Here is a 19,356-nt window from a genome sequence, read left to right on the forward strand (position 1 = left end):
GTAAGCATCCGCTGAACCCCATACCTATTTTTTAATTTTGGTCGGGTTGCCACCGGTGTGGCAGTAATTCTTCAATTTGGGTCACTTTGTGTGTCGGTAGCCTTTTCAGCACATCACTTAAATAGGCATACGGATCCAAGCCATTGAGCTTTGCTGACTGGATTAAAGTCATGATATTGGCAGCTCGTTGGCCACTGCGCAGCGAGCCAGCAAACAGCCAGTTCTTGCGTCCTAAGGCCCAAGGTCGCATCTGATTCTCTACCCAATTATTGCAAATCGGTAGATTGCCATCATCCAGATAGCGGCTTAAAGCTGGCCAACGCTTCAGCGTGTAATTGATGGCCTTGGCGGTGGGAGAACTCGATGGCACCGTCAGTTGATGTTGGTTGAGCCATTCATACAGTTGTTGCATCACCGGTTGACTATGCTGTTGTCGGTATTCGCGGCGCTGTTCTGCTGTACCATCGGTCTTTTTTCTGAGTTCTGCTTCTATGGCATACAGTTTCTGAATCAGCACTAATGCCTGTTCAGCGACCTGACTTTTTTTGGTCACATGCAGTTCATGGAATTTACGACGCGCATGCGCCATACAGCCCACCTCAACGACCTGGCCTGATTTAAAGCGTGCTTTATAACCACTGTAATCATCACAAACCAGATGACCCTGCCAGTTTTTCAGGAACGCTTCAGCATGCTGACCTGAACGACTATCCTGAAAGTCATAGATCACGGCTTGAACCGGATTGTACTGTGTGGTGGCATAGGCCCAGACATAACCTTTCTTCGGTTTTTTCTCATCATCACCCATCCGCATGATGGTGACTGGTGTTTCATCTGCATGCAGCACCCGCTGTTGCAGCACCACCTGTTTTAAGGCATTGGCCAGAGGTTCCAGTTCTACACCGCAGCGACCTATCCAGTCAGATAAAGTGGATCTGGACAGATCAATGCCAGCCCGCTGATAGATCAGGCGCTGACGGTACAGCGGTAAATGATCGGCATACTTCGATACCAGCACATGGCTGAGCAGTTCAGGACTGGCAATACCTTTATCAATCACATAGGCGGGCATCGCTTGCTGAGTCAGGGTATCACACTGATCACAGACCCATTTGCCACGGACATGCTGTTCCTTGTAGAACTGTGCCGGTCTGAAATGCAGTTTTTCACTGATATCTTCGCCGATACGACGTAACTGGCAGCCACAACTGCATTGGGTTGATGCAGGTTCATGCTCAATACGGATGGTGTGTAGATGATCTGGCAGCAGTCGACGTTTAGGTTTGTTGACTGTGGCTTTCTGTGTCGCTGCATCGGTTTTATCTGCATTTAATCGTTCTAATTCCAGATCAACGGCTGCGATATCTTCTTCGACCGCTTCGTCCCATAGATGGATTTGTTTTGCGGTGAGATGTTCGTTTTTACTGCCGAATTTATGCTTTTTAAACAGCGCCAGTTCATGCTCGTATTTTTGATTGAGAATAGAAAGATGCTGAACTTTGGCATCCAATTGCTGGTTTGATTTTTCTAATTCTTGATTTGATTGTGCCAGAGACTGATGCTGCATTGCCAACTGCTGGGTAAATTCCAGCAGTTGTTCATGGGTCAGTTGGCTTAAGTCAGGCAGCGTATTCATGATCGCAGTATGCCTGAGGTCATGACGCAGAGGAAATAGAACGTTTGGAGAATAGCAGAATAACCGAGCTTGGTTTAGAGCATTGTGACCACTTGCTGTCGTCCAATGCGCTGCCAGGGCAAACCCTGGATTAATGCCTGTAACTGTTCCGGGTTGAGGGCCACGGTTTCACCTTGGTGAACTTGAGCCCAGTGGAATTTTCCCTGTTCCAGCCGCCTGGCACACAGCCAGATGCCCAGTCCATCATGTACCAGCACTTTCATACGATGGCCACGTTTATTACAGAACAGGTAAGCACAATGCGGTTTAATGTAGCCAAAGGCTCTCACCACCTGAGCCATGACAGTATCCATCCCTGCTCGCATATCCAGAGGTTGGGTAGAAAGCCAGATTTCATCAATGCGGATCATGTTGCCAGTGCCTTGAGTAATTCTGCTAAAGCAGATATTTCTGATACTTGCCATTTCAAGCCAATTTCTGCTTTTGAGTGGGGTAAAGTAATTTGAACCTTTAACATGTCAGTAGGAGTAGGATCTAATGGTGCAGAGCAAGATAAGGCAATAAATGCAGGTTTATTCGGTAGTGGTGAGCGATCACTCCCTGGCTTAGCATCAATTAAGCGAATCCATTTGGATACAAGATTTGTATTCAATCCATGTTGCAAAGCGACCGAAGCAATTGAAACGTCCGGTGCTTTACAAGCCTGAACGATCTGCTGTTTAAATTCAGCACTGTATGTTCTTCGTTTTTTCGCAAGAGATGCGATGGATGTCTGGTGATTTGTAGTCATAAATTTTAGTCCCCACTTGTTTTTAAGTGGGGACTAAATTAAGGCTTATAGGATGAATTCATAAGGTGTGTTCAGCGGACGCTTACGATTTAGACAATACTAAGAGTATTGTTTTGAGTTAAAAAATCCCGCTTTAAAGCAGGATTCTTTTCAATTTTTAACAGAAGGTTTAAATAATTGCCAAAGACTTAACAGCGTAAGTACGGCAAAAAAGAGTAAAGACCACACAGGCAAAGATTGTCCCAAGAAAGTCCAATCAATCGTGGCACACTCACCTGAACCAGATAACACTTGCTGTAACACGCTTTTTAGCGGCAGTGCCTCAACCAAGTAATCTAGACCTGGGCCACAGCTAGGCACTTGATCTGGTGGTAAATTTTGCAACCACACATGCCGCGCAGCAACGCCTAACGACCATACAATACCAACGCTGGCCAAGAAGCTATAGATACGTTTGGTCAGCGTACTTCGCGGATTATGCAAAAAGCCCAACAATGAAAAAAAGCCCAAGGCAATTAAACCCACACGCTGAAAAACACAGAGCGGGCATGGGTTTAAACCTTGAACATGCTCAAGATATAGCGCAAAACTCATGCCAATCACACTGGCTAAAAACAATATGCCACTGAACATGCGGTAACTATAGCGCATGGGTTATTCCTCTTATCGGTAAGCGGCTAAATAGTCGCTAAAACTAGTACTGTTGTCTTGTTCAAGTTGCTGCTGTTGTTGTAATGATTGGGTTGCCAAAGTGGTAAAATAACGTTGTGTGTCGTCACTCATTGGATATTGGCTAAATAACTCTTCATGATCTTGTAGTAGTGAATAGCCTAACTGCCACATACCGCCTGCATCACGGGTATCCCCTACAATCATGGCGGATAAGGTGTCATTCACTTCATCAATACGTTGTTGCATCACTGCCATCGCATCAGTGTAAACCGCATTATTATAGGTTTTATCCAAGAGTTGACTAATAGGCTGCATGGCATCTAAATACTCTTGAGCCCATTCTTCAATCAATACCGCTTGTCCATTGACCATAATCACCGCATTTTCCGCCCGACCACGATTAACCACTTCAGCTTGGTTTTTCTCAATCACTGCCAATTCAGCATCAAATAATTCTGGGCTGTCTTGTAATAAACAATAGGTAGCTAAAGTTTCTAAGAAACCTGCGGTATTTTCATCAATCCCAATGGGGCTATACGGGTTGATGTCTACAGCACGTAGTTCAACATAACCAATACCACGATTGGCGAGCGCTTGGGATGGTGTTTCACCAGCTTCTGGTACCTGTTTAGGACGCACTAAGCTGTAGTATTCATTTTCAATTTGTAAAACATGATCATTAATTTGTAATGGTTCAGCTGCTTGATCATCTAAACCTAAACGCGTAAACGCCGGATAAGGGGTTTTCACTGCTTTTTGTAAACCGGTGAGATAATCTTTTAAATTGTTATATTGAATACCGAGTTGTTTTTGTGCGGAATTTTGATAGCCAAAGTTCCCCATACGTAAGGCCGTTGAATAAGGTACGTATAAAGTACCACGGGTTAACGGCAACATATGATGATCACGGCCTTGCATAAAGCATGGATTCACCGTTGGACTGGCACCCAATAGAAACATCACCAATGGGGTTAAACGAATAAAATTACGAATCAAGCCCAAGTAACGATGGCTACGATAATCTTGTAAGCTTAAATTTTTTAATTCTTCATCTGTTTCTTGTTGCTGCAACGCAGTAAATACAGTATCGGGGAAAGATAAGTTGTAATGCACGCCAGCAATGGTTTGCATACGACGACCATAACGTACCCCTAAACCACGGCGATACAGGGTTTTAAAGCGACCAATATTTGATGACCCGTATTGCGCCAAACGAATCGTCTCTTCATCTGACTCTAACATACATGGCATCGACATCGGCCACATATGCTCACCTTCAGGTAAACCGCGATAAGCGACCGCGTGAATATCCATTAAGTAAGTTAAAGCTTTTTGAATGCTAGTTTGTGGTGGAGTAATAAATTCCAGTAATGCTTCTGAATAGTCAGTTGTAATATGCGGATGAGTCAGGGCTGAACCTAAGGCTTTAGGGTGATCGGTCTGGGCAATAAAGCCATCCGCTTGCATACGTAGGCATTCACGTTCGATGCCACGCAACATACCTTTAAATAAAGAAGCCTCTACCCAAGTCGGAAGTGTAGCTTGAGAGGTCGATTCGGGTTGACTCATTCTTATCTCGCTTATTAGAAAGAAACTACCAAAATAAAATTTTCAGTTTACGCATTATAACCTGAATTCAGGCGCCAACCTTATGCCCTGTTTCAAGCAAAAGCAAACTGTTGTTTTATTTTCGGCAAATTTTTATCACAAACTTACTCTACAAGACATGACTATTTTGTGATTAATATAACTTAATCCATGCTAAGCCTAGGTCAATTAAATGAAATACCAAGATATTTTAGATTTTTGGTTTGCTCACGACACCGAGCCATTTTGGTTTGCCAAGCGCATTGATTTTGACCAAAAGCTGACAAATCTTTTTCAAAATACCCTACAACACGCGAAGCAAAATGAGCTTTTTTCATGGCGCAATAGCGCCCAAGGTCGCCTCGCAGAAGTCATTGTGTTGGACCAATTTTCACGTAATATCTATCGAAATACAGCTGCTGCATTTGCCCAAGATGGACAAGCATTGGCTTTGGCACAAGAGGCGATTCAACAAGGACTCGATCAGCAATTAGATCCCAAACAACGCTGCTTTTTATATCTACCCTTTATGCATAGTGAATCTAAGCTGATTCATGAACAGGCTTTGACATTGTTTAGCGCACTTGGTGATGCCAACAGTTTAAATTATGAATTACAACATAAACAGATCATTGACCATTTTGGCCGTTATCCACACCGTAATGCCATTTTAGGTCGTCCTTCAACGCCTGAAGAACTCAAATTTTTACAACAGCCCAATAGCGGCTTCTAAGTTATTTCCCTAAGCCTTCAATCTAGGAGCTTGGTATGTTACGTCAACTCAGTTTTGCCAGTGTCTTAGTTGCCAGTCTGGTATTTACAGGCTGTGCCACAACACCGCCTAAACCACTCACATTTGATCAACTCGGTCAATTTAGTGCGTATCCATTAAATAAGCAGAGCTATCGCATTAGCTTTCAGGCGCGCAGCAATATCAGCTATGGCACTGCGGAAGAAATTGCTTTACTTAAAGCCGCTCAAACCACTGTGCAACAAGGTTTTCGCTATTTTAAGGTCTTAGATGACCCGAGCAACCGTAGTCAACAAGCACCGCGCCAAGCAGTGGTCTATTCAAGCCCTATGTATTCATATTACCCATACGGCTTTTATAATCGTCATCCTTACTATTGGCGCGATCCATTTTTTGATCAACCTCGCATCGTGAATATAGAGCCAGCTCAAGTGTCCTATACGATTGAATGTTATAAGGATCAATCCAACAAACCAAATGATGCTTTTGATGCCACATTAATCTTACAATCATTAGCAGCAAAATATGGATTAAGCCCGAGTGGTCAGGTTTTAACTCCAGTAGCCACATCTTAATTTGGGATTGTATATGAGTAAACCAACGCCTGTTTCACCGAGTCTAGAACGCAGTAAACGCCTTGCTACCATTGCTTTAGTGGTTGCAGTGCTGATTTGGATTAGCTTGATGATTGTGGCTAAATTATTGCCCGACTATGTTTGGCTCATTCATATTTTAATGCTATCGGCAGAAGCAGGTGTGGTCGGTGGTTTAGCCGATTGGTATGCCATTACCGTGCTATTTCGTAATCCATTTGGGCGCTTACCCATTCCAAATTTTTTACGTGATCACACCGAAATTATTCCCCGTAACAAAGCCCGTATTGCCCAATCTATGGGGCGTTTTGTCCAAGAAAACTTTTTATCTCCACAAGTGGTCGAAAAAAGCTTGGCCAATAGTGACTTAAGTTTAGCTGCGGGTCGATGGTTGGCAAAACCAGAAAATAGTCGCCAAGTGACTCAAGTGATTCAGCAAACCCTGCCTAAAGTTTTTGATTTTGTTGGACAACAACAAATTGCCGGTTTCATTCAAAACAACAGTGTGCAATGGGTTAAAAACACCCAAGTGAATACCTTAGCCAGCGAAATGCTACATGCTGTATTAGATAACGATTTCCATCAAGACGTGTTACAACGCGGTTTAGACTTGGTTCATCATTGGATGCTGACTCATCCTGATGACACGCGTGAAATGATGCGTAAATTGTTTAAAGAATTAGGCGTGTCTAAGTTTGCCAAAGGTGCAAGTTTAATTGGTATTGATGTTAAACAGCGCAGTATTGACTCAATGGTGGAGCGTTTAGAAGCAATGCTGGCTGATCCTGATCATCCTTGGCGCTTAAAAATTGAAGAGAGCGCACGGCGTTATATGCAGGATTTAAGCGACCCTGCATCAAAAGCCAGTTTAAGTCTGAATCATGCCAAGGATGCCTTATTAGATAGTCCACAAGTGCTTAATTTTATGAGCGGCGCGGTGGTGATTTTATTTGATGCCATTAAGAATGATTTGCAGCAAGAAAATTCTGGTATCGCCGAAAACTTACGTCTTGCCATTATTCAAGTGGGAGAAAATATTGCCGAGAACAGCCAAGTGCGCCAGCTTTTAAATACCCGTATTGCCACCATGGCAGTAACTTTGTCGGATCAATACAGCGAAAAAGTGATTCGCTTTATTAGCGAGCGGATTCACGAATGGGATTCGCGCGAGATGATCGACAAGATCGAAAATGAAGTCGGTGGTGATTTACATATGATTCGGGTCAATGGCGTGGTAGTGGGTGCATTTATTGGTTTAGCGCTAGGGATTATTCGTGCCATTGTAGAATATGCAATTTAAGCAAAACCCTGCAACAATGCCTTAAAGCTATGCTATTTTTATCTGCAATTTCCTTCTAATAAGAGCGCGCCATGCTAGAGCTTTACTCTAAATTAGCCAACCAAGGGGTGACTATTTTTAGCACCATGAGTCAATTGGCCCAGCAACTTGGCGCGCTGAATTTATCCCAAGGTTTTCCAGACTTTGCCCCGCCACAACCATTATTAGAAAGCTTAAGCCGTGCCACCTTACAGGGTAGCAACCAATATGCACCGGGTGATGGTTTACTCAGCCTACGAGAACAAGTGGCACAGCTGTTTTTGCAACGTGATCAGATTAAAATTGATCCTGTTACAGAAATCACCATCACCCCAGGGGCAACCATTGGCATTTTTACTGCCATTCAAGCGTTGGTCCATGCGGGCGATGAAGTGATCATATTTGACCCAAGCTACGACAGCTATGCACCTAGCGTGCAATTGGTTGGGGCAAAAGCGGTACATCTTGCGTTACAACAAGCTGATTTTTCTGTTGATTGGAATCAAGTTAAAGCTGCCATTAATTCCAAAACTCGTATGATCATTGTCAATACGCCACATAATCCCACTGGTCATATTTGGTCTAAGCAAGATTGGCGCCAGCTGATTGAGTTAGTCCAAAACACTAATATTGTGGTGTTGTCTGATGAAGTTTATGAACATCTGATTTATGACGGCAAGCGGCATTACTCTGCACTGTCTTTCCCAGAACTACGTGAACGTAGCATTGTGGTTGGTTCTTTTGGTAAGACCTTTCATGTCACAGGTTGGAAAACTGGCTATTGTGTCGCAGCACCGCAGCTGATGCAGCTGTTCCGTCAAGTGTATCAATTTGCCAATTTTTGTGGAGTGACCCCAGTACAAACTGCACTAGCCGAGTTTATGTTGCAGCATCCTGAACATATTCAAAACTTAAGCAGGTTCTATCAGCAAAAACGCGATTTATTTAATGCAGGTTTACAAGCGTCACGTTTTAAATTTACCCCATCTGAAGGTACTTATTTCCAAAATTTAGATTATTCAGCAATTCGTGCTGATTTAGATGATGTAGCAATGTGTCAGTGGTTAGCACATGAACATGGCATTGTGGCCATTCCAATTTCGGTGTTTTATCAAACTGCGCCGCAAGATTTACGTTTAATTCGTTTTTGTTTTGCTAAACAAGATCAAACCTTAGTACGTGCTGCTGAGATTTTAACTCGCTGTTAATGCAAAACTTCTACATACTTTCTCTATCAATCTTGATTAAGCTTGGCATAGATAACTCTGTATAAACACAACAACAGGATGACGTATGCCACAGCAACACACTTTGATGGGCGAACGTAAATTATGGAAGACCTTTTTAATTTTTTTATTGCCGCTAATTGCCACTAATATTTTACAAAACTTATCAGGTACCATTAATACCATCTTTGTTGGACAAATGATGGGGGTGGATGCGATTGCGGCAGTTGCGGTGTTCTTCCCTATTTTATTTTGCTTAATGGCCTTTGTGATTGGTTTGTCGGCGGGTGCCACGGTGCTAGTTGGGCAAGCTTGGGGCGCACAAAACGTCGAAAAAGTACGTTGTGTGGTCGGCTCTACCCTGTTTATGACTTTAATTGGCGGCAGTGTCATTGCGGCCTTAGGGGTAATTTTTGCTGAACAAATTTTATTGTTATTAGGTACAGATCCCAATGTGATGCATCTGTCTTTACCTTATGTACAGTGGATGCTGGCAGGTAGTCCCTTATTATTTGTTTATATTATTTACACCTCTATTTTACGTGGTGTGGGCGATAGCATCACCCCCCTCATTGCCTTAAGCCTCACTAGTGCTATGGGTTTAGTGATTACGCCTGTTTTAATTGCCGGTTATTTTGGTTTTCCAAAGCTTGGCATTATTGCCCCAGCTATTGCCACGATTGTCGGTTATATCGCGGTATTGGGCTTTTTAGCCGTGTATTTAAATAAACGTAATCATCCCTTAAAACCTGATCGCGCGATGCTGAGTCATATTCGCCATCAACCCAATTTAAGTAAAATTATTTTACGTTTGGGGATTCCAACTGGCATTCAAATGGTCACTACATCTGTGGCAGGTTTAGTGATTGTGGGTCTGGTCAATCGTTATGGTTCTGATGCCACTGCAGCTTATGGTGCAGTCAATCAAGTCCTCAATTACATTCAATTTCCAGCACTTTCGATTGCCATTGCTGCTTCTATTTTTGCCGCGCAAGCCATTGGCGCGGGTAAATCTGAGTTACTCAATAAAGTCACACGTACCGCTTTAGTTATGAATTTGGTGATTACAGGTATTTTAGTGAGCTTGGGTTATCTGGGCTCTAAATATTTAATGGCACTATTTATTACTGACCCGCATGTGGTGGAACTGGGTCAGCAGCTGTTATTTATTGTGTTGTGGTCGATTTTATTCTTTGGGGCTAGCGCAATTTTTGCCTCTATTATGCGTGCGAGTGGCACTGTGACGGTCCCAATGATCATTAACATTGTGGCAATTTTGTTGATTGAAGTGCCGTGTGCTTATCTATTTAGTGCATGGTGGGGCTTACAAGGTATTTGGTATGCCTATGCATTGGCTTTTTTTAGCTTATGCATCATGCAAGGGTTGTACTATCAATTTGTATGGAAGAAAAAGACGGTAGAAGCCTTAATTTAACTGCTTATCCTAAAATATGCATAAAGATTGAATTTAATTGTATTTTTCAGATGGCTGATTCCTTGCTATAAATTTTAGCCATTAAAAACAGCAAAAATTTGGATCAGGGCATGGCACAACGACAGATTAAATTAGGTGCATTTATTCCACTGACATCACAACATGCAGCAGGTTGGCGCTTACCCAATGCCCGCCCTGAGCAACATTTAAGTATTGACTATGCCATTGAATTAGCAAAAACTGCTGAGCGCGGTTTGTTTGATGCCTACTTTCTTGCCGATGGTTTATCGGTAAATTGGAGCCATGCTGCCTCAAAAGATCCGAAAAGTTTAGGCTTAAGCGATAAAGCCGTAGGGTTTGAACCCATCACGCTGTTTGCTGCTATTTCAGCAGTCACTCAACATATTGGTTTTATTGCTACTGCATCAACAACTTATGAAGAACCCTACTTATTAGCACGTAAATTTGCCTCTCTTGACCACATTAGTAAAGGTCGTGCGGCATGGAATGTGGTCACCACAGTCGCCAGTGATGCAGCACGTAATTTTGGTACAGTGCATCCGGATGCCAAATTGCGTTATCAACGTGCCGATGAGTTTATTCAAGTCACACAAAAACTGTGGGATTCTTGGCAAGATGATGCTTTTATTTACGACAAGCACAGTGGTCGTTTCTTTGAAGCCAGCAAACAGCATGAACCACTGCATCATGGTGAATTTTTCCATGTTGAAGGCGCGCTGAATGTACCACGCCCACCGCAAGGCTACCCAGTGATTGTGCAAGCGGGACAATCTGAAGATGGCCGTGAATTGGCTGCTAAATATGCAGAAGTCATTTTTACTGCACAGCAAGATTTACAAGATGCTCAAGCCTTTTATCGTGATGTAAAGCGCCGCTTAACCAAGTATGGTCGTCAAGCTGAAGATTTAAAAATTATGCCAGGTGTTTCCGTTTTTGTTGCCAAAACGGAACAAGAAGCCCAAGAAAAGTATGCGCTGCTTAATCGCTTAATTCATCCACAAGTGGGCTTAGGACTACTTTCAGGCTTAGCGGGTAGTACTGATTTAAGCCAATATGATTTAGATGCACCTTTCCCTGATCTTGATCCAAGTTTAATCAGCAGCAGTCGTCAACAGATGATGGTTGATATTGCGCGTAAGCATAAATTTAGTATTCGTCAACTTTATGAGCATATTGCTGCTGCACGTGGCCACTGGACTTTAATTGGTACAGCTGAGCAAGTAGTTGACCAACTGCAACACTGGTTTGAGAATGAAGCTGCTGATGGCTTTAACGTCTTACCTCCGAGCACACCTGAAGGTTTAGATGATTTTGTCAATTTTATTGTGCCTGAATTACAACGCCGTGGCTTATTCCGAACCCAATATGAAGGTACCACTTTACGTGATAACTTGGGTTTAGCACGACCTGAAAATCAATATGTCAAAGCCAAAGCAGCACAGGCTTCATAAAAAAAGCCCGCAACCGCGGGCGGTTTTATTTGAATTTATCGCGTAATTGACTGCCAATTTGCATTAGGCGTTGATAAGCACTGGGCAGTAAGCGCTGTATCAAATCTAAAGCTTTAGCATCATTACCAATTAAGACACGGCGTTTATTCTGAAGTACTGCCTCTAAAATCTTTTCTGCTGCTTTTTCAGGTGGATAACGTAAAAAGTCATTAAAAGAACGGCTGGCGTCATCTACATGTATACCCAATGTGGCCAGGCTTGCATTCATGCGTGCTGCATTGGCAATATTGGTTTTAATTCCACCAGGATGGACACATAAGGCACTGACACCACAATCTTGTAAATCCAATTCTTGGCGTAAAGCTTCGGTAAAACCACGTACCGCAAATTTACTCGCGTTGTAGCCTGCTTGGGTGGGCTGCGCGGTTAAACCAAATACACTCGACAGATTAATCACATGTCCATCATGCGTTTTTTTAATTAATGGTAAAAAACTTTTGGTGCCATACACTACTCCCCAAAAATTAATCCCCATAATCCATTCGAGTTCTTCGTAGCTGGCACCTTCAATCGTTGAACCGAGTGCCACACCAGCATTATTAAAAATCAGGTTCACTTTGCCATGCTGCTTTTCTACCTGATCTGCCCAAGCTGCCACTTCACTTTGTTGTGAAACATCTACCTGCGCTAGAGTAACTTTGACTTTGGCTTCAATCTGCTGACGTGTTGCCTCTAAAGCTGATAAATGAATATCGCTTAAGGCCAAATGACAGCCTTGCTTGGCCAATAGAATGGCCAGTTGCTGACCGATCCCAGAACCCGCTCCTGTAATGGCTGCTACTTTATTATGAAATGTTTTCATGTAATGTGCCGTAAATAAGTCTCATCTTATAAGAAATCGCATTTTTCTTACAATTGCTTACTGCAGCTTGTAAACTTCAATGACACACTCCATTTACTTCTAGTCACACAGTTCACTATGCCAAGCAGTCAATTTAAAGGCTTATCTCTTCTTGAACGTAAAGCCTTACGTCGCCAAAAACTGATTCAAGCCGGCATTGATTGTTATGGTCAATCTGGTTTTTTTGCAGTCACAGTCAAAGATATTTGCGTGGCCGCTGGCCTGAGCGAACGTTATTTTTATGAGTCTTTTAAAAAAAGTGATGCTTTGTTTCAAGCCATCTTTGTGCAACTCATTTCTGAATTGCAAAACAATGTGATCCAAGCCATTGAGCAAGAAGTTGAAGCGGAAAAAATGCTACGTGCCGGGTTACTGGCCTTTTTATCTTGTTTAAAACAACGTCCTACTATGGCACGTATTATTTATATTGATGCCATGTTGGTACAAGAGCTCCATCAACAAGCCAATATCCGCCAAACCATGCAACGTTTTGAAACTATCGTGCAACGCTTGTTACGTGTATTACAGCCAGATTACAATTTTAATGAACAAGAATTCTCATGGATTGCCACGGGGATTAACGGTTACGTTACCCATATTGCTATTCGTTGGGTAATGACTGATTTTAAAGCAACTTTAGATGATGTACTTAGCAGCTGCGAACTGGGCTTTCGACAATTTAGCCGTCCGATGCAGACCCTTTAGGGCGCGTAAAATAACTCTATTGTATTCAAAAAGCGTCAAAAAACTGTCACATTTTTTTACTAAAAACATGGCAGCCTATCTTTTTGCAATGATACTGTCATAATTAGTCTTTGTAATAAGCCTGTCATAAACCGTGATTAAAAAATAGGATATTGCGCTGTGAAAGATGACTACATTTTAATTGTCGACGATGAATTGCCGATTCGCGAAATGCTCCACACGGCTTTAGATATGGCAGGCTTCCAGTGCTTACAAGCAGAAGATGCCAAACAAGCTCATCAAATGATTGTCGATCAACGTCCCGCGCTCATCCTATTAGATTGGATGATGCCAGGTGGTGTCAGCGGTGTAGACCTATGTCGTCGTTTAAAACGTGATGAAAGCTTGGCAGAAATTCCTGTCATTATGCTCACCGCACGTGGTGAAGAAGATCATAAAGTGCAAGGTTTAGATGCTGGCGCTGATGACTATATGACCAAACCTTTTTCTACCCGAGAATTGGTATCACGCATTAAAGCCGTACTACGCCGTGCCAATGCCTTAAGCGGTGAAAAGCCAATTGATGCCAATGGTTTAGTCCTTGATCCGGTGAGCCAACGTGTGAGCTTTGGTGACGCGATTTTGGAGATGGGGCCAACAGAATATCGTTTATTGGCCTTCTTTATGACGCACCCAGAGCGTGCTTACACACGTGCTCAGCTCCTTGATCAAGTATGGGGCGGTAACGTCTATATCGAAGACCGTACCATTGATGTGCATATCCGTCGTTTGCGTAAAATTTTAGAGCCATTCGCTGCCGATCGTTATGTACAAACTGTACGCGGCACAGGCTATCGCTTTTCTACTCGTGCAGATGCTGCTGCAGGTTAATTATGTACGAACCCTATCCTGTCCCTGAGATTGCGCGCGAACATAGAAAATTCCGCTATAGCAGCTTATGGGCATTTGCCAAACAAGATTTACGTTTGTTGGCATTTTTCTTAATTATTGCCGCATTTATTGGCTTTGGTACGGGATATTTAGGTCCGTGTTTATTGGTCGCATTTGGGCTATTTTTTGCCTTACAAATGCGCTCACTGTATTTGGTCAATGATTGGATTTCCAATCATCCTTATGATGTACCACCAAACCTAGATGGAATTTGGGGTGCATTATTATTTAATGTCTACCGTGCCCAGCGCCAAGAGCGTATTGTACAAGCTGAAATGGTAGGTTTAATTGATCGTGCTCAATCCTCACTGGTTGCTCTACAAGAAGCGGTGGTGTTAATTGATGAAAGTCATCAGATTGAATGGTGGAACCCTGCTGCAGAAAAATTATTAGGGATTCAAAGTCTAGATCGTGGACGTAATATTTTAACGATTTTGCGCCAACCGGTATTTATTGAATATTTTCATCATATTGACGATGCACCTGATGGTCTAAAAATGAAATCATCAGTATTTGAAGATCATTATGTTCAAGTCAAAATGACCCGTTTTGGTGGTGAAAGTCGTTTATTGGTGGCCTATGATGTGACGCGAATGCATAATCTTGAGCAAATGCGTAAAGACTTTGTCGATAATATTTCACATGAATTACGCACCCCTTTAACAGTGCTCAGTGGCTATATCGAAACCTTTACCGACCAAGAAGATATTAATCCGCGTTGGAAACGTGCCTTTGAGCAAATGCAATCACAAACACGACGAATGAATGCTCTAGTCAATGATTTGTTGTTATTATCACGTTTAGAAAATGATAAAAATATTGTGAAAAATCAAATTATTGATATGCCTAATTTAATGAATCAATTGTTTGATGATGCTCAAGCTTACAATGTAGATTATGGACATACTCTAAATTTAGACATCGACAGTCATTGCGACTTATTAGGCTCAGATATGGAGCTGGCCAGCGCTTTTACCAACCTTATTACCAATGCCATTAAATACACACCTAAAGGTGGCACGGTGACTATTGGTTGGCATGATGATGGCGAAAATGGCTACTTTAGCGTGCAAGATACCGGTATTGGTATTGACCCTAAACATTTACCACGCCTAACGGAACGTTTCTATCGCGTGGATAGTGCTCGTAGCCGCCAAACAGGTGGTACAGGTTTAGGTCTAGCGATTGTTAAACATGTACTGATGCAACATAACGCGCATTTAGAAATTGAATCTAAAGAGAATAAAGGCTCATTATTTAAAGTGGTTTTCCCTAAAGATCGTCTTTATAAAATGCTTTAAAAAAATCCCTCACATTGAGGGATTTTTAGTTCTTTAGAGGCGATGCCCTAAAGGCTTGCCCATTTCTACCGCAGAGTTTGCAGTAAATGCTGCATCCCACTGCATCTTATCTTTTTCAAATAATACTACAGCGGTTGAACCTAAATAAAAACGCCCCAATTCCGCGCCTTTATCTAAGAATAAATTATGCTGATTGAGCTCGAGGCGACCTGTTGGTTTCACTTTACCGGTAGCGACAGTTTCAATACCTGCCACAATCATGGCCCCAACTAACACCACTGCCATACGACCAAGCTCAGTATCAAACAAACACACCATACGTTCATTACGCGCAAATAAGCCCGGAATGTTCTCTGCAGTGGTTTGATTGACAGAGAATAACTCGCCCGGCACGTACAAGGTCTCAGTTAAAGTCCCCGCAAATGGCATATGTACACGGTGATAATCTTTAGGCGATAAGTATACGGTGGCAAATTGACCGTTTTTAAAGGGTTCAGCCAACTGTGGATCAGCAATCAGTTTTTCAACTGAGAAACTTTGCCCCTTAGCTTGGAAGACTTCGCCTTCAACAATAGTACCAATTTGTGAAATCGCGCCATCGGCAGGTGAAACAATACTACGAGGATCTTGATCGACTTCACGCACACCATCTTTTAATGCACGAGTAAAGAATTCATTAAATGATTTATATTTTAAAGCATTGCTTTGTTCAGCAATCGACATATCAATACCGTATTGGGCTTTAAAAGCACTAATCACGGCATTTTTTACCAACGGATGCTCAGCAGCAGCCAATTTCCCAACAATACGAGACAATTGATGCTGTGGTACAACGTTTTGCGCTTTAATAAAAATCTGTTGTTTTAAACGTGATGTGAGGCTCAAGACGGCAACTCTCCAGTAATAATCGGACTGTCGAGGCGATTGCCCCATTCACTCCATGCACCATCATAGGCGCGAATATTCCAACCTAACAAACGCCCTAAAATATAAGCCAACCCAGAACGATGATGCGACTGACAATACACCACCACAGGCTCATTGAGATTAAAACCCAAATGTTCTAAGCGTTGTTGGGTGCGTTCTAAAGGATGCAATTTTAGATGATTTTGCCGATTAAGGGCAGTACTCCATTCAAAATGCAATGCACCCGGAATATGTCCACCGCGACGCGCAGCTAAACGTAGTCCAGTATATTCATCTTCAGTACGGCAATCCCAGATTTGGGTTTGATTATTTTGCACCAATTGTAACAACTCAGCGTAATTGACTTGATACTGCAAATTACTTTCTACACAAACTAAGTTTTCAACAGGTATAATTTGTGTGCTTTCAGAAGAGGTCGGTAAGTCAGCTGCGAGCCAAGCATGAATGCCGCCATTGATTAGGCTGGTATTTTCAAATCCTAAGCAATGCAAATTCCAAATGAAGCGCCCTGCCCATGCGCCACCTTCATCATCATAAACCACAACATGATGCTCAGGCGAAATCTGTAAAAATTCAACCAATTGTTGCAATTGCTCAGCTTCGGGTAAAAAACCTGAAGCATATTCTTCCTGGCGCACCAATAACTTAGGTGCTAGATGTACCGCACCTGGAATATGAAGTTGCTCATAGACCGAACGACGGCTTAGGTCGACAATACGCAGTTGGGGATGCGCTAAAAATGGCACTAAATCTTCAGCTTCTATGAGTAAATCAAAATTTAAATTTGTCATCGTTATGGTCGTTATTACAGCAGTACTGTCAAAATCTTAGCATAGCTGTTTATTATGATAATGCTGATTTTTTGCCAGAACTTAGCAAAAAATCAGCTATAGCAGTCTGTTATTCGTCAGGTTCTTGAATATCAAAGACTTGACGTAAATAAGCCAAGAAAGTGTCATTATCGGTCATGGTTTTACCCGGACTATCGGAAATTTTAGCCACTGACTGACGATTACACTCAACTAACTTTAAAACAATATTCAGCGGCGTTTGTCCCATGTCATTGGTCAAGTTGGTACCAATACCAAAGCTGACTTGGAAACGGTCTTTAAAGTATTGATGCAATTTCCATGCTTTTTCGACATTTAAGCCATCACTAAAAGTGAGCATCTTGGTTTTGCTGTCAATTTTGAGCTTTTTATAATGTTCATAGGCTTTATCACCCCATTCATAAGGGTCACCACTATCATGACGTAAACCATCAAACAATTTGGCAAAGTACAAATCAAAGTCACGCAAGAAGGCATCCATCCCCACCACGTCCGTTAAAGCAATCCCTAAATCACCACGGTATTCTTGTACCCACGTTTCTAAGGCAGACTTTTGGAAATCACGTAGACGTACATCAAGTGCTTGAAAGGCTTGTAAGAACTCATGAGCCATGGTGCCAATTGGAATAATATTAAGCTCTTTGGCTAAGAGCACATTGCTGGTACCACGGAAAATATCCGGTACGGCTTTATGAAATTCTTGTACCACATGCTTTTGCCATTCAAAGCTATAACGACGACGCGTACCAAAATCAGACACCAAAAATGGTGGGTCTTCTGGATCTTGTTGACGCTGATACTCTTGCATGAGGGCAATTTTGGCTTTTAGACGACGCTCGCCTTCTTCAAGGACAGCTTCAGAACGGATTTTGCTAAAGTACAGTTCATTAACAATGGCAAGCACAAAGATTTCAAACATCATCGCTTGCACCATTGGACCTTCCACCCAAATGTCCAAACGACCTTCACTATCAACGCCTGCTTTAATAAAGCGACGTTTTAATTGGAATAATTCTAAATAGTCAACAAAGTCACTTTTAATAAAACGTAAGCTACGTAAATAAGTGAGCTCATCTTCTTTAAATTTTAACTCACATAAGTAATCGAGTTGCTGTTGCAGTTCCGGTAAAATATCAACCAATGGATATTCAGTCTGTTCCAAATTACGGCAGCGGAAATGGTACACACTATGCGTTTGTGGAAATTTGTGTAATACCACCTGCAGCATGGTGAATTTATACAGGTCGGTATCCAACAATGATCGAATTATCGGTTGCATGTTCTGCTCATGAAAAAGTCCTTCTCTCACTATAAAAACTTAATTTTGAGTTGCAAATGAAAAAAAACGATTTTGCGCTATTTTTTTGGCTTTTTATACGCCAGATGCGTAATTTGGTGTAAAAAGCCATTTTGCTTAAGCCGATATAGGTTTAACTTAAGTTCGGCTTAAGGATGGTATAATTGGATTTATGCTAACCACATCACAAAATATTAACATATTATGGTAATTTAATAATTATTAAATATTTTTTTATGATATTTGATTGCAATCATTTTTCTTTTTATTTAGCATGGCTTTAAGCAAAAAAATGATCATTTTTTTTGCAATATTTTCATCATTTATTCTTTGTAATACCTAGGGGAATCCACATGGCTAAACTTACATTAGACGACTTGGCAGAAATTGACGGTTTCGTAGCTGCTGCGCTGGTAGACAGCTCAAGTGGTCTTGCACTAGCAACTTTAGGTAGTGGCATCGATTTAGAATTAGCAGCTGCGGGTAATACTGAAGTAATTCGCGCTAAAGTAAAAACAGCACGAGCATTGCAATTAAACGACAAGATTGAAGATATTTTAATCACGTTAGGTAAGCAATACCACTTAATGCGTCCTCTTGATCGCAATGACGAATTGTTCTTGTACTTGGTGCTTGATCGTCAAAAATCTAACCTTGCAATGGCACGTCACGAATTACGTAGCTTTGAAAAAGGTTTAGATTTCGCTTAAGTCTAAATCAGCTAAAAAAAATCTGTCTTTTAAGACAGATTTTTTTAGCCTACTTGGCATTAAGCATCTTTAGCTTCGTGCTGTGTACTGCCCTGCATTTGCGTTGCATAGTCAACACCATGCTGTTTTAAGTATTCACGAATGAGTTGGCGTACCACTTGTGAAGGTTTAAGATCCTGACGTGCACACAACTCTTCAAAAGCATGTTTTTTTACAGGATCAATGAGCACTGTTAATCTTGCTGTCTTATTTTCCATATTTATAAACACTAAAAA

Annotated in this window: 20 protein-coding genes; 10 read left to right on the forward strand and 10 right to left on the reverse strand. The window is 41.9% G+C overall.

Going from position 1 to position 19,356, the window contains the following annotated elements:
- Positions 1-31: 31 nt before the first annotated feature.
- The 5 genes from tnpC to gshA form a co-directional block, all read right to left on the reverse strand.
- On the reverse strand, positions 32-1,636 hold the full coding sequence (tnpC, locus tag AC5YCD_RS11500) for an IS66 family transposase (protein WP_496128784.1): 1,605 nt from the start codon (positions 1,634-1,636) through the stop codon (positions 32-34).
- 74 nt (positions 1,637-1,710) lie between these two features.
- Positions 1,711-2,046: an IS66 family insertion sequence element accessory protein TnpB gene (gene tnpB, locus AC5YCD_RS11505; protein ID WP_164709242.1), complete on the reverse strand. Its 336-nt coding sequence runs from the start codon at positions 2,044-2,046 to the stop codon at positions 1,711-1,713.
- Entirely contained in the window at positions 2,043-2,426 is a 384-nt protein-coding gene (tnpA, locus tag AC5YCD_RS11510) for an IS66-like element accessory protein TnpA (RefSeq protein WP_218999213.1), read from the reverse strand. The genes tnpB and tnpA overlap by 4 nt, the downstream gene beginning before the upstream one ends.
- 150 nt (positions 2,427-2,576) lie before the next feature.
- Complete coding sequence (locus AC5YCD_RS11515) at positions 2,577-3,077, reverse strand: disulfide bond formation protein B (protein WP_496130161.1); 501 nt, start codon at positions 3,075-3,077, stop codon at positions 2,577-2,579.
- 12 nt (positions 3,078-3,089) lie between these two features.
- The gene (gene gshA, locus AC5YCD_RS11520) at positions 3,090-4,667 is read right to left on the reverse strand and encodes a glutamate--cysteine ligase (protein ID WP_496130162.1); all 1,578 of its coding nucleotides are present in this window, start codon (positions 4,665-4,667) and stop codon (positions 3,090-3,092) included.
- 211 nt (positions 4,668-4,878) lie between these two features.
- Between gshA and AC5YCD_RS11525 the strand changes: the two genes are divergently transcribed.
- The 6 genes from AC5YCD_RS11525 to AC5YCD_RS11550 all read left to right on the forward strand — a co-directional run bounded on the left by AC5YCD_RS11525 (position 4,879) and on the right by AC5YCD_RS11550 (position 11,480).
- Entirely contained in the window at positions 4,879-5,418 is a 540-nt protein-coding gene (locus tag AC5YCD_RS11525) for a DUF924 family protein (RefSeq protein WP_496130163.1), read from the forward strand.
- A gap of 35 nt (positions 5,419-5,453) precedes the next feature.
- On the forward strand, positions 5,454-6,011 hold the full coding sequence (locus AC5YCD_RS11530; RefSeq protein WP_496130164.1) for a CC0125/CC1285 family lipoprotein: 558 nt from the start codon (positions 5,454-5,456) through the stop codon (positions 6,009-6,011).
- A gap of 13 nt (positions 6,012-6,024) precedes the next feature.
- Positions 6,025-7,329 carry a DUF445 domain-containing protein gene (locus AC5YCD_RS11535; protein ID WP_496130165.1) on the forward strand — a complete coding sequence of 435 codons (1,305 nt, stop codon included), beginning with the start codon at positions 6,025-6,027 and terminating at the stop codon, positions 7,327-7,329.
- Positions 7,330-7,400: 71 nt separating this feature from the next.
- The gene (locus AC5YCD_RS11540; RefSeq protein WP_496130166.1) at positions 7,401-8,555 is read left to right on the forward strand and encodes a methionine aminotransferase; all 1,155 of its coding nucleotides are present in this window, start codon (positions 7,401-7,403) and stop codon (positions 8,553-8,555) included.
- A gap of 85 nt (positions 8,556-8,640) precedes the next feature.
- Positions 8,641-10,008 (forward strand): MATE family efflux transporter, encoded by a 1,368-nt coding sequence (locus AC5YCD_RS11545; RefSeq protein ID WP_496130167.1) that lies wholly within the window; start codon positions 8,641-8,643, stop codon positions 10,006-10,008.
- Positions 10,009-10,118: 110 nt separating this feature from the next.
- On the forward strand, positions 10,119-11,480 hold the full coding sequence (locus AC5YCD_RS11550) for an LLM class flavin-dependent oxidoreductase (protein ID WP_496130168.1): 1,362 nt from the start codon (positions 10,119-10,121) through the stop codon (positions 11,478-11,480).
- 25 nt (positions 11,481-11,505) lie between these two features.
- Here AC5YCD_RS11550 and AC5YCD_RS11555 read toward each other — a convergent pair whose 3' ends face one another.
- Positions 11,506-12,342: an SDR family NAD(P)-dependent oxidoreductase gene (locus tag AC5YCD_RS11555; protein ID WP_496130169.1), complete on the reverse strand. Its 837-nt coding sequence runs from the start codon at positions 12,340-12,342 to the stop codon at positions 11,506-11,508.
- A gap of 117 nt (positions 12,343-12,459) precedes the next feature.
- On the opposite strand from AC5YCD_RS11555, the gene AC5YCD_RS11560 reads away from it, so the two are divergent.
- The 3 genes from AC5YCD_RS11560 to phoR all read left to right on the forward strand — a co-directional run bounded on the left by AC5YCD_RS11560 (position 12,460) and on the right by phoR (position 15,317).
- Positions 12,460-13,086: a TetR/AcrR family transcriptional regulator gene (locus AC5YCD_RS11560; protein ID WP_496130170.1), complete on the forward strand. Its 627-nt coding sequence runs from the start codon at positions 12,460-12,462 to the stop codon at positions 13,084-13,086.
- 159 nt (positions 13,087-13,245) lie between these two features.
- A complete protein-coding gene (phoB, locus tag AC5YCD_RS11565) occupies positions 13,246-13,956 on the forward strand; it encodes a phosphate regulon transcriptional regulator PhoB (RefSeq protein WP_496130171.1) in 711 nt (236 codons plus the stop codon).
- Between the two features lie 2 nt (positions 13,957-13,958).
- Positions 13,959-15,317: a phosphate regulon sensor histidine kinase PhoR gene (phoR, locus tag AC5YCD_RS11570; RefSeq protein WP_496130172.1), complete on the forward strand. Its 1,359-nt coding sequence runs from the start codon at positions 13,959-13,961 to the stop codon at positions 15,315-15,317.
- 33 nt (positions 15,318-15,350) lie between these two features.
- On the opposite strand, the gene asd is transcribed toward phoR, so the two are convergent.
- From asd to pncB, 3 genes are all read right to left on the reverse strand, one after another.
- Positions 15,351-16,202 (reverse strand): archaetidylserine decarboxylase, encoded by an 852-nt coding sequence (asd, locus tag AC5YCD_RS11575; protein WP_496130173.1) that lies wholly within the window; start codon positions 16,200-16,202, stop codon positions 15,351-15,353.
- Positions 16,199-17,035: a sulfurtransferase gene (locus AC5YCD_RS11580; protein WP_496130174.1), complete on the reverse strand. Its 837-nt coding sequence runs from the start codon at positions 17,033-17,035 to the stop codon at positions 16,199-16,201. The genes asd and AC5YCD_RS11580 overlap by 4 nt, the downstream gene beginning before the upstream one ends.
- A 109-nt stretch (positions 17,036-17,144) precedes the next feature.
- Complete coding sequence (pncB, locus tag AC5YCD_RS11585; protein WP_496130175.1) at positions 17,145-18,353, reverse strand: nicotinate phosphoribosyltransferase; 1,209 nt, start codon at positions 18,351-18,353, stop codon at positions 17,145-17,147.
- Positions 18,354-18,724: 371 nt separating this feature from the next.
- Between pncB and AC5YCD_RS11590 the strand changes: the two genes are divergently transcribed.
- A complete protein-coding gene (locus AC5YCD_RS11590; protein WP_496130176.1) occupies positions 18,725-19,081 on the forward strand; it encodes a roadblock/LC7 domain-containing protein in 357 nt (118 codons plus the stop codon).
- A gap of 59 nt (positions 19,082-19,140) precedes the next feature.
- Here AC5YCD_RS11590 and AC5YCD_RS11595 read toward each other — a convergent pair whose 3' ends face one another.
- Positions 19,141-19,338, reverse strand: coding sequence for a ribbon-helix-helix protein (locus AC5YCD_RS11595; RefSeq protein WP_496130177.1), 198 nt, complete (start codon positions 19,336-19,338; stop codon positions 19,141-19,143).
- Positions 19,339-19,356 lie beyond the last annotated feature (18 nt).

This window comes from Acinetobacter sp. CY05 (genome assembly GCF_059515805.1).

What these genes read in the sequence shown, in the direction of transcription:
- gshA (WP_496130162.1), bottom strand. Translation starts at nt 4,667, where the DNA reads ATGAGTCAACCCGAATCGACCTCTCAAGCTACACTTCCGACTTGGGTA.
- AC5YCD_RS11535 (WP_496130165.1), top strand. Translation starts at nt 6,025, where the DNA reads ATGAGTAAACCAACGCCTGTTTCACCGAGTCTAGAACGCAGTAAACGC.
- tnpA (WP_218999213.1), bottom strand. Translation starts at nt 2,426, where the DNA reads ATGACTACAAATCACCAGACATCCATCGCATCTCTTGCGAAAAAACGA.
- AC5YCD_RS11545 (WP_496130167.1), top strand. Translation starts at nt 8,641, where the DNA reads ATGCCACAGCAACACACTTTGATGGGCGAACGTAAATTATGGAAGACC.
- AC5YCD_RS11595 (WP_496130177.1), bottom strand. Translation starts at nt 19,338, where the DNA reads ATGGAAAATAAGACAGCAAGATTAACAGTGCTCATTGATCCTGTAAAA.
- AC5YCD_RS11550 (WP_496130168.1), top strand. Translation starts at nt 10,119, where the DNA reads ATGGCACAACGACAGATTAAATTAGGTGCATTTATTCCACTGACATCA.
- AC5YCD_RS11540 (WP_496130166.1), top strand. Translation starts at nt 7,401, where the DNA reads ATGCTAGAGCTTTACTCTAAATTAGCCAACCAAGGGGTGACTATTTTT.
- AC5YCD_RS11555 (WP_496130169.1), bottom strand. Translation starts at nt 12,342, where the DNA reads ATGAAAACATTTCATAATAAAGTAGCAGCCATTACAGGAGCGGGTTCT.
- AC5YCD_RS11515 (WP_496130161.1), bottom strand. Translation starts at nt 3,077, where the DNA reads ATGCGCTATAGTTACCGCATGTTCAGTGGCATATTGTTTTTAGCCAGT.
- tnpB (WP_164709242.1), bottom strand. Translation starts at nt 2,046, where the DNA reads ATGATCCGCATTGATGAAATCTGGCTTTCTACCCAACCTCTGGATATG.
- pncB (WP_496130175.1), bottom strand. Translation starts at nt 18,353, where the DNA reads ATGCAACCGATAATTCGATCATTGTTGGATACCGACCTGTATAAATTC.
- AC5YCD_RS11525 (WP_496130163.1), top strand. Translation starts at nt 4,879, where the DNA reads ATGAAATACCAAGATATTTTAGATTTTTGGTTTGCTCACGACACCGAG.
- phoR (WP_496130172.1), top strand. Translation starts at nt 13,959, where the DNA reads ATGTACGAACCCTATCCTGTCCCTGAGATTGCGCGCGAACATAGAAAA.
- AC5YCD_RS11530 (WP_496130164.1), top strand. Translation starts at nt 5,454, where the DNA reads ATGTTACGTCAACTCAGTTTTGCCAGTGTCTTAGTTGCCAGTCTGGTA.
- AC5YCD_RS11560 (WP_496130170.1), top strand. Translation starts at nt 12,460, where the DNA reads ATGCCAAGCAGTCAATTTAAAGGCTTATCTCTTCTTGAACGTAAAGCC.
- AC5YCD_RS11590 (WP_496130176.1), top strand. Translation starts at nt 18,725, where the DNA reads ATGGCTAAACTTACATTAGACGACTTGGCAGAAATTGACGGTTTCGTA.
- tnpC (WP_496128784.1), bottom strand. Translation starts at nt 1,636, where the DNA reads ATGAATACGCTGCCTGACTTAAGCCAACTGACCCATGAACAACTGCTG.
- AC5YCD_RS11580 (WP_496130174.1), bottom strand. Translation starts at nt 17,035, where the DNA reads ATGACAAATTTAAATTTTGATTTACTCATAGAAGCTGAAGATTTAGTG.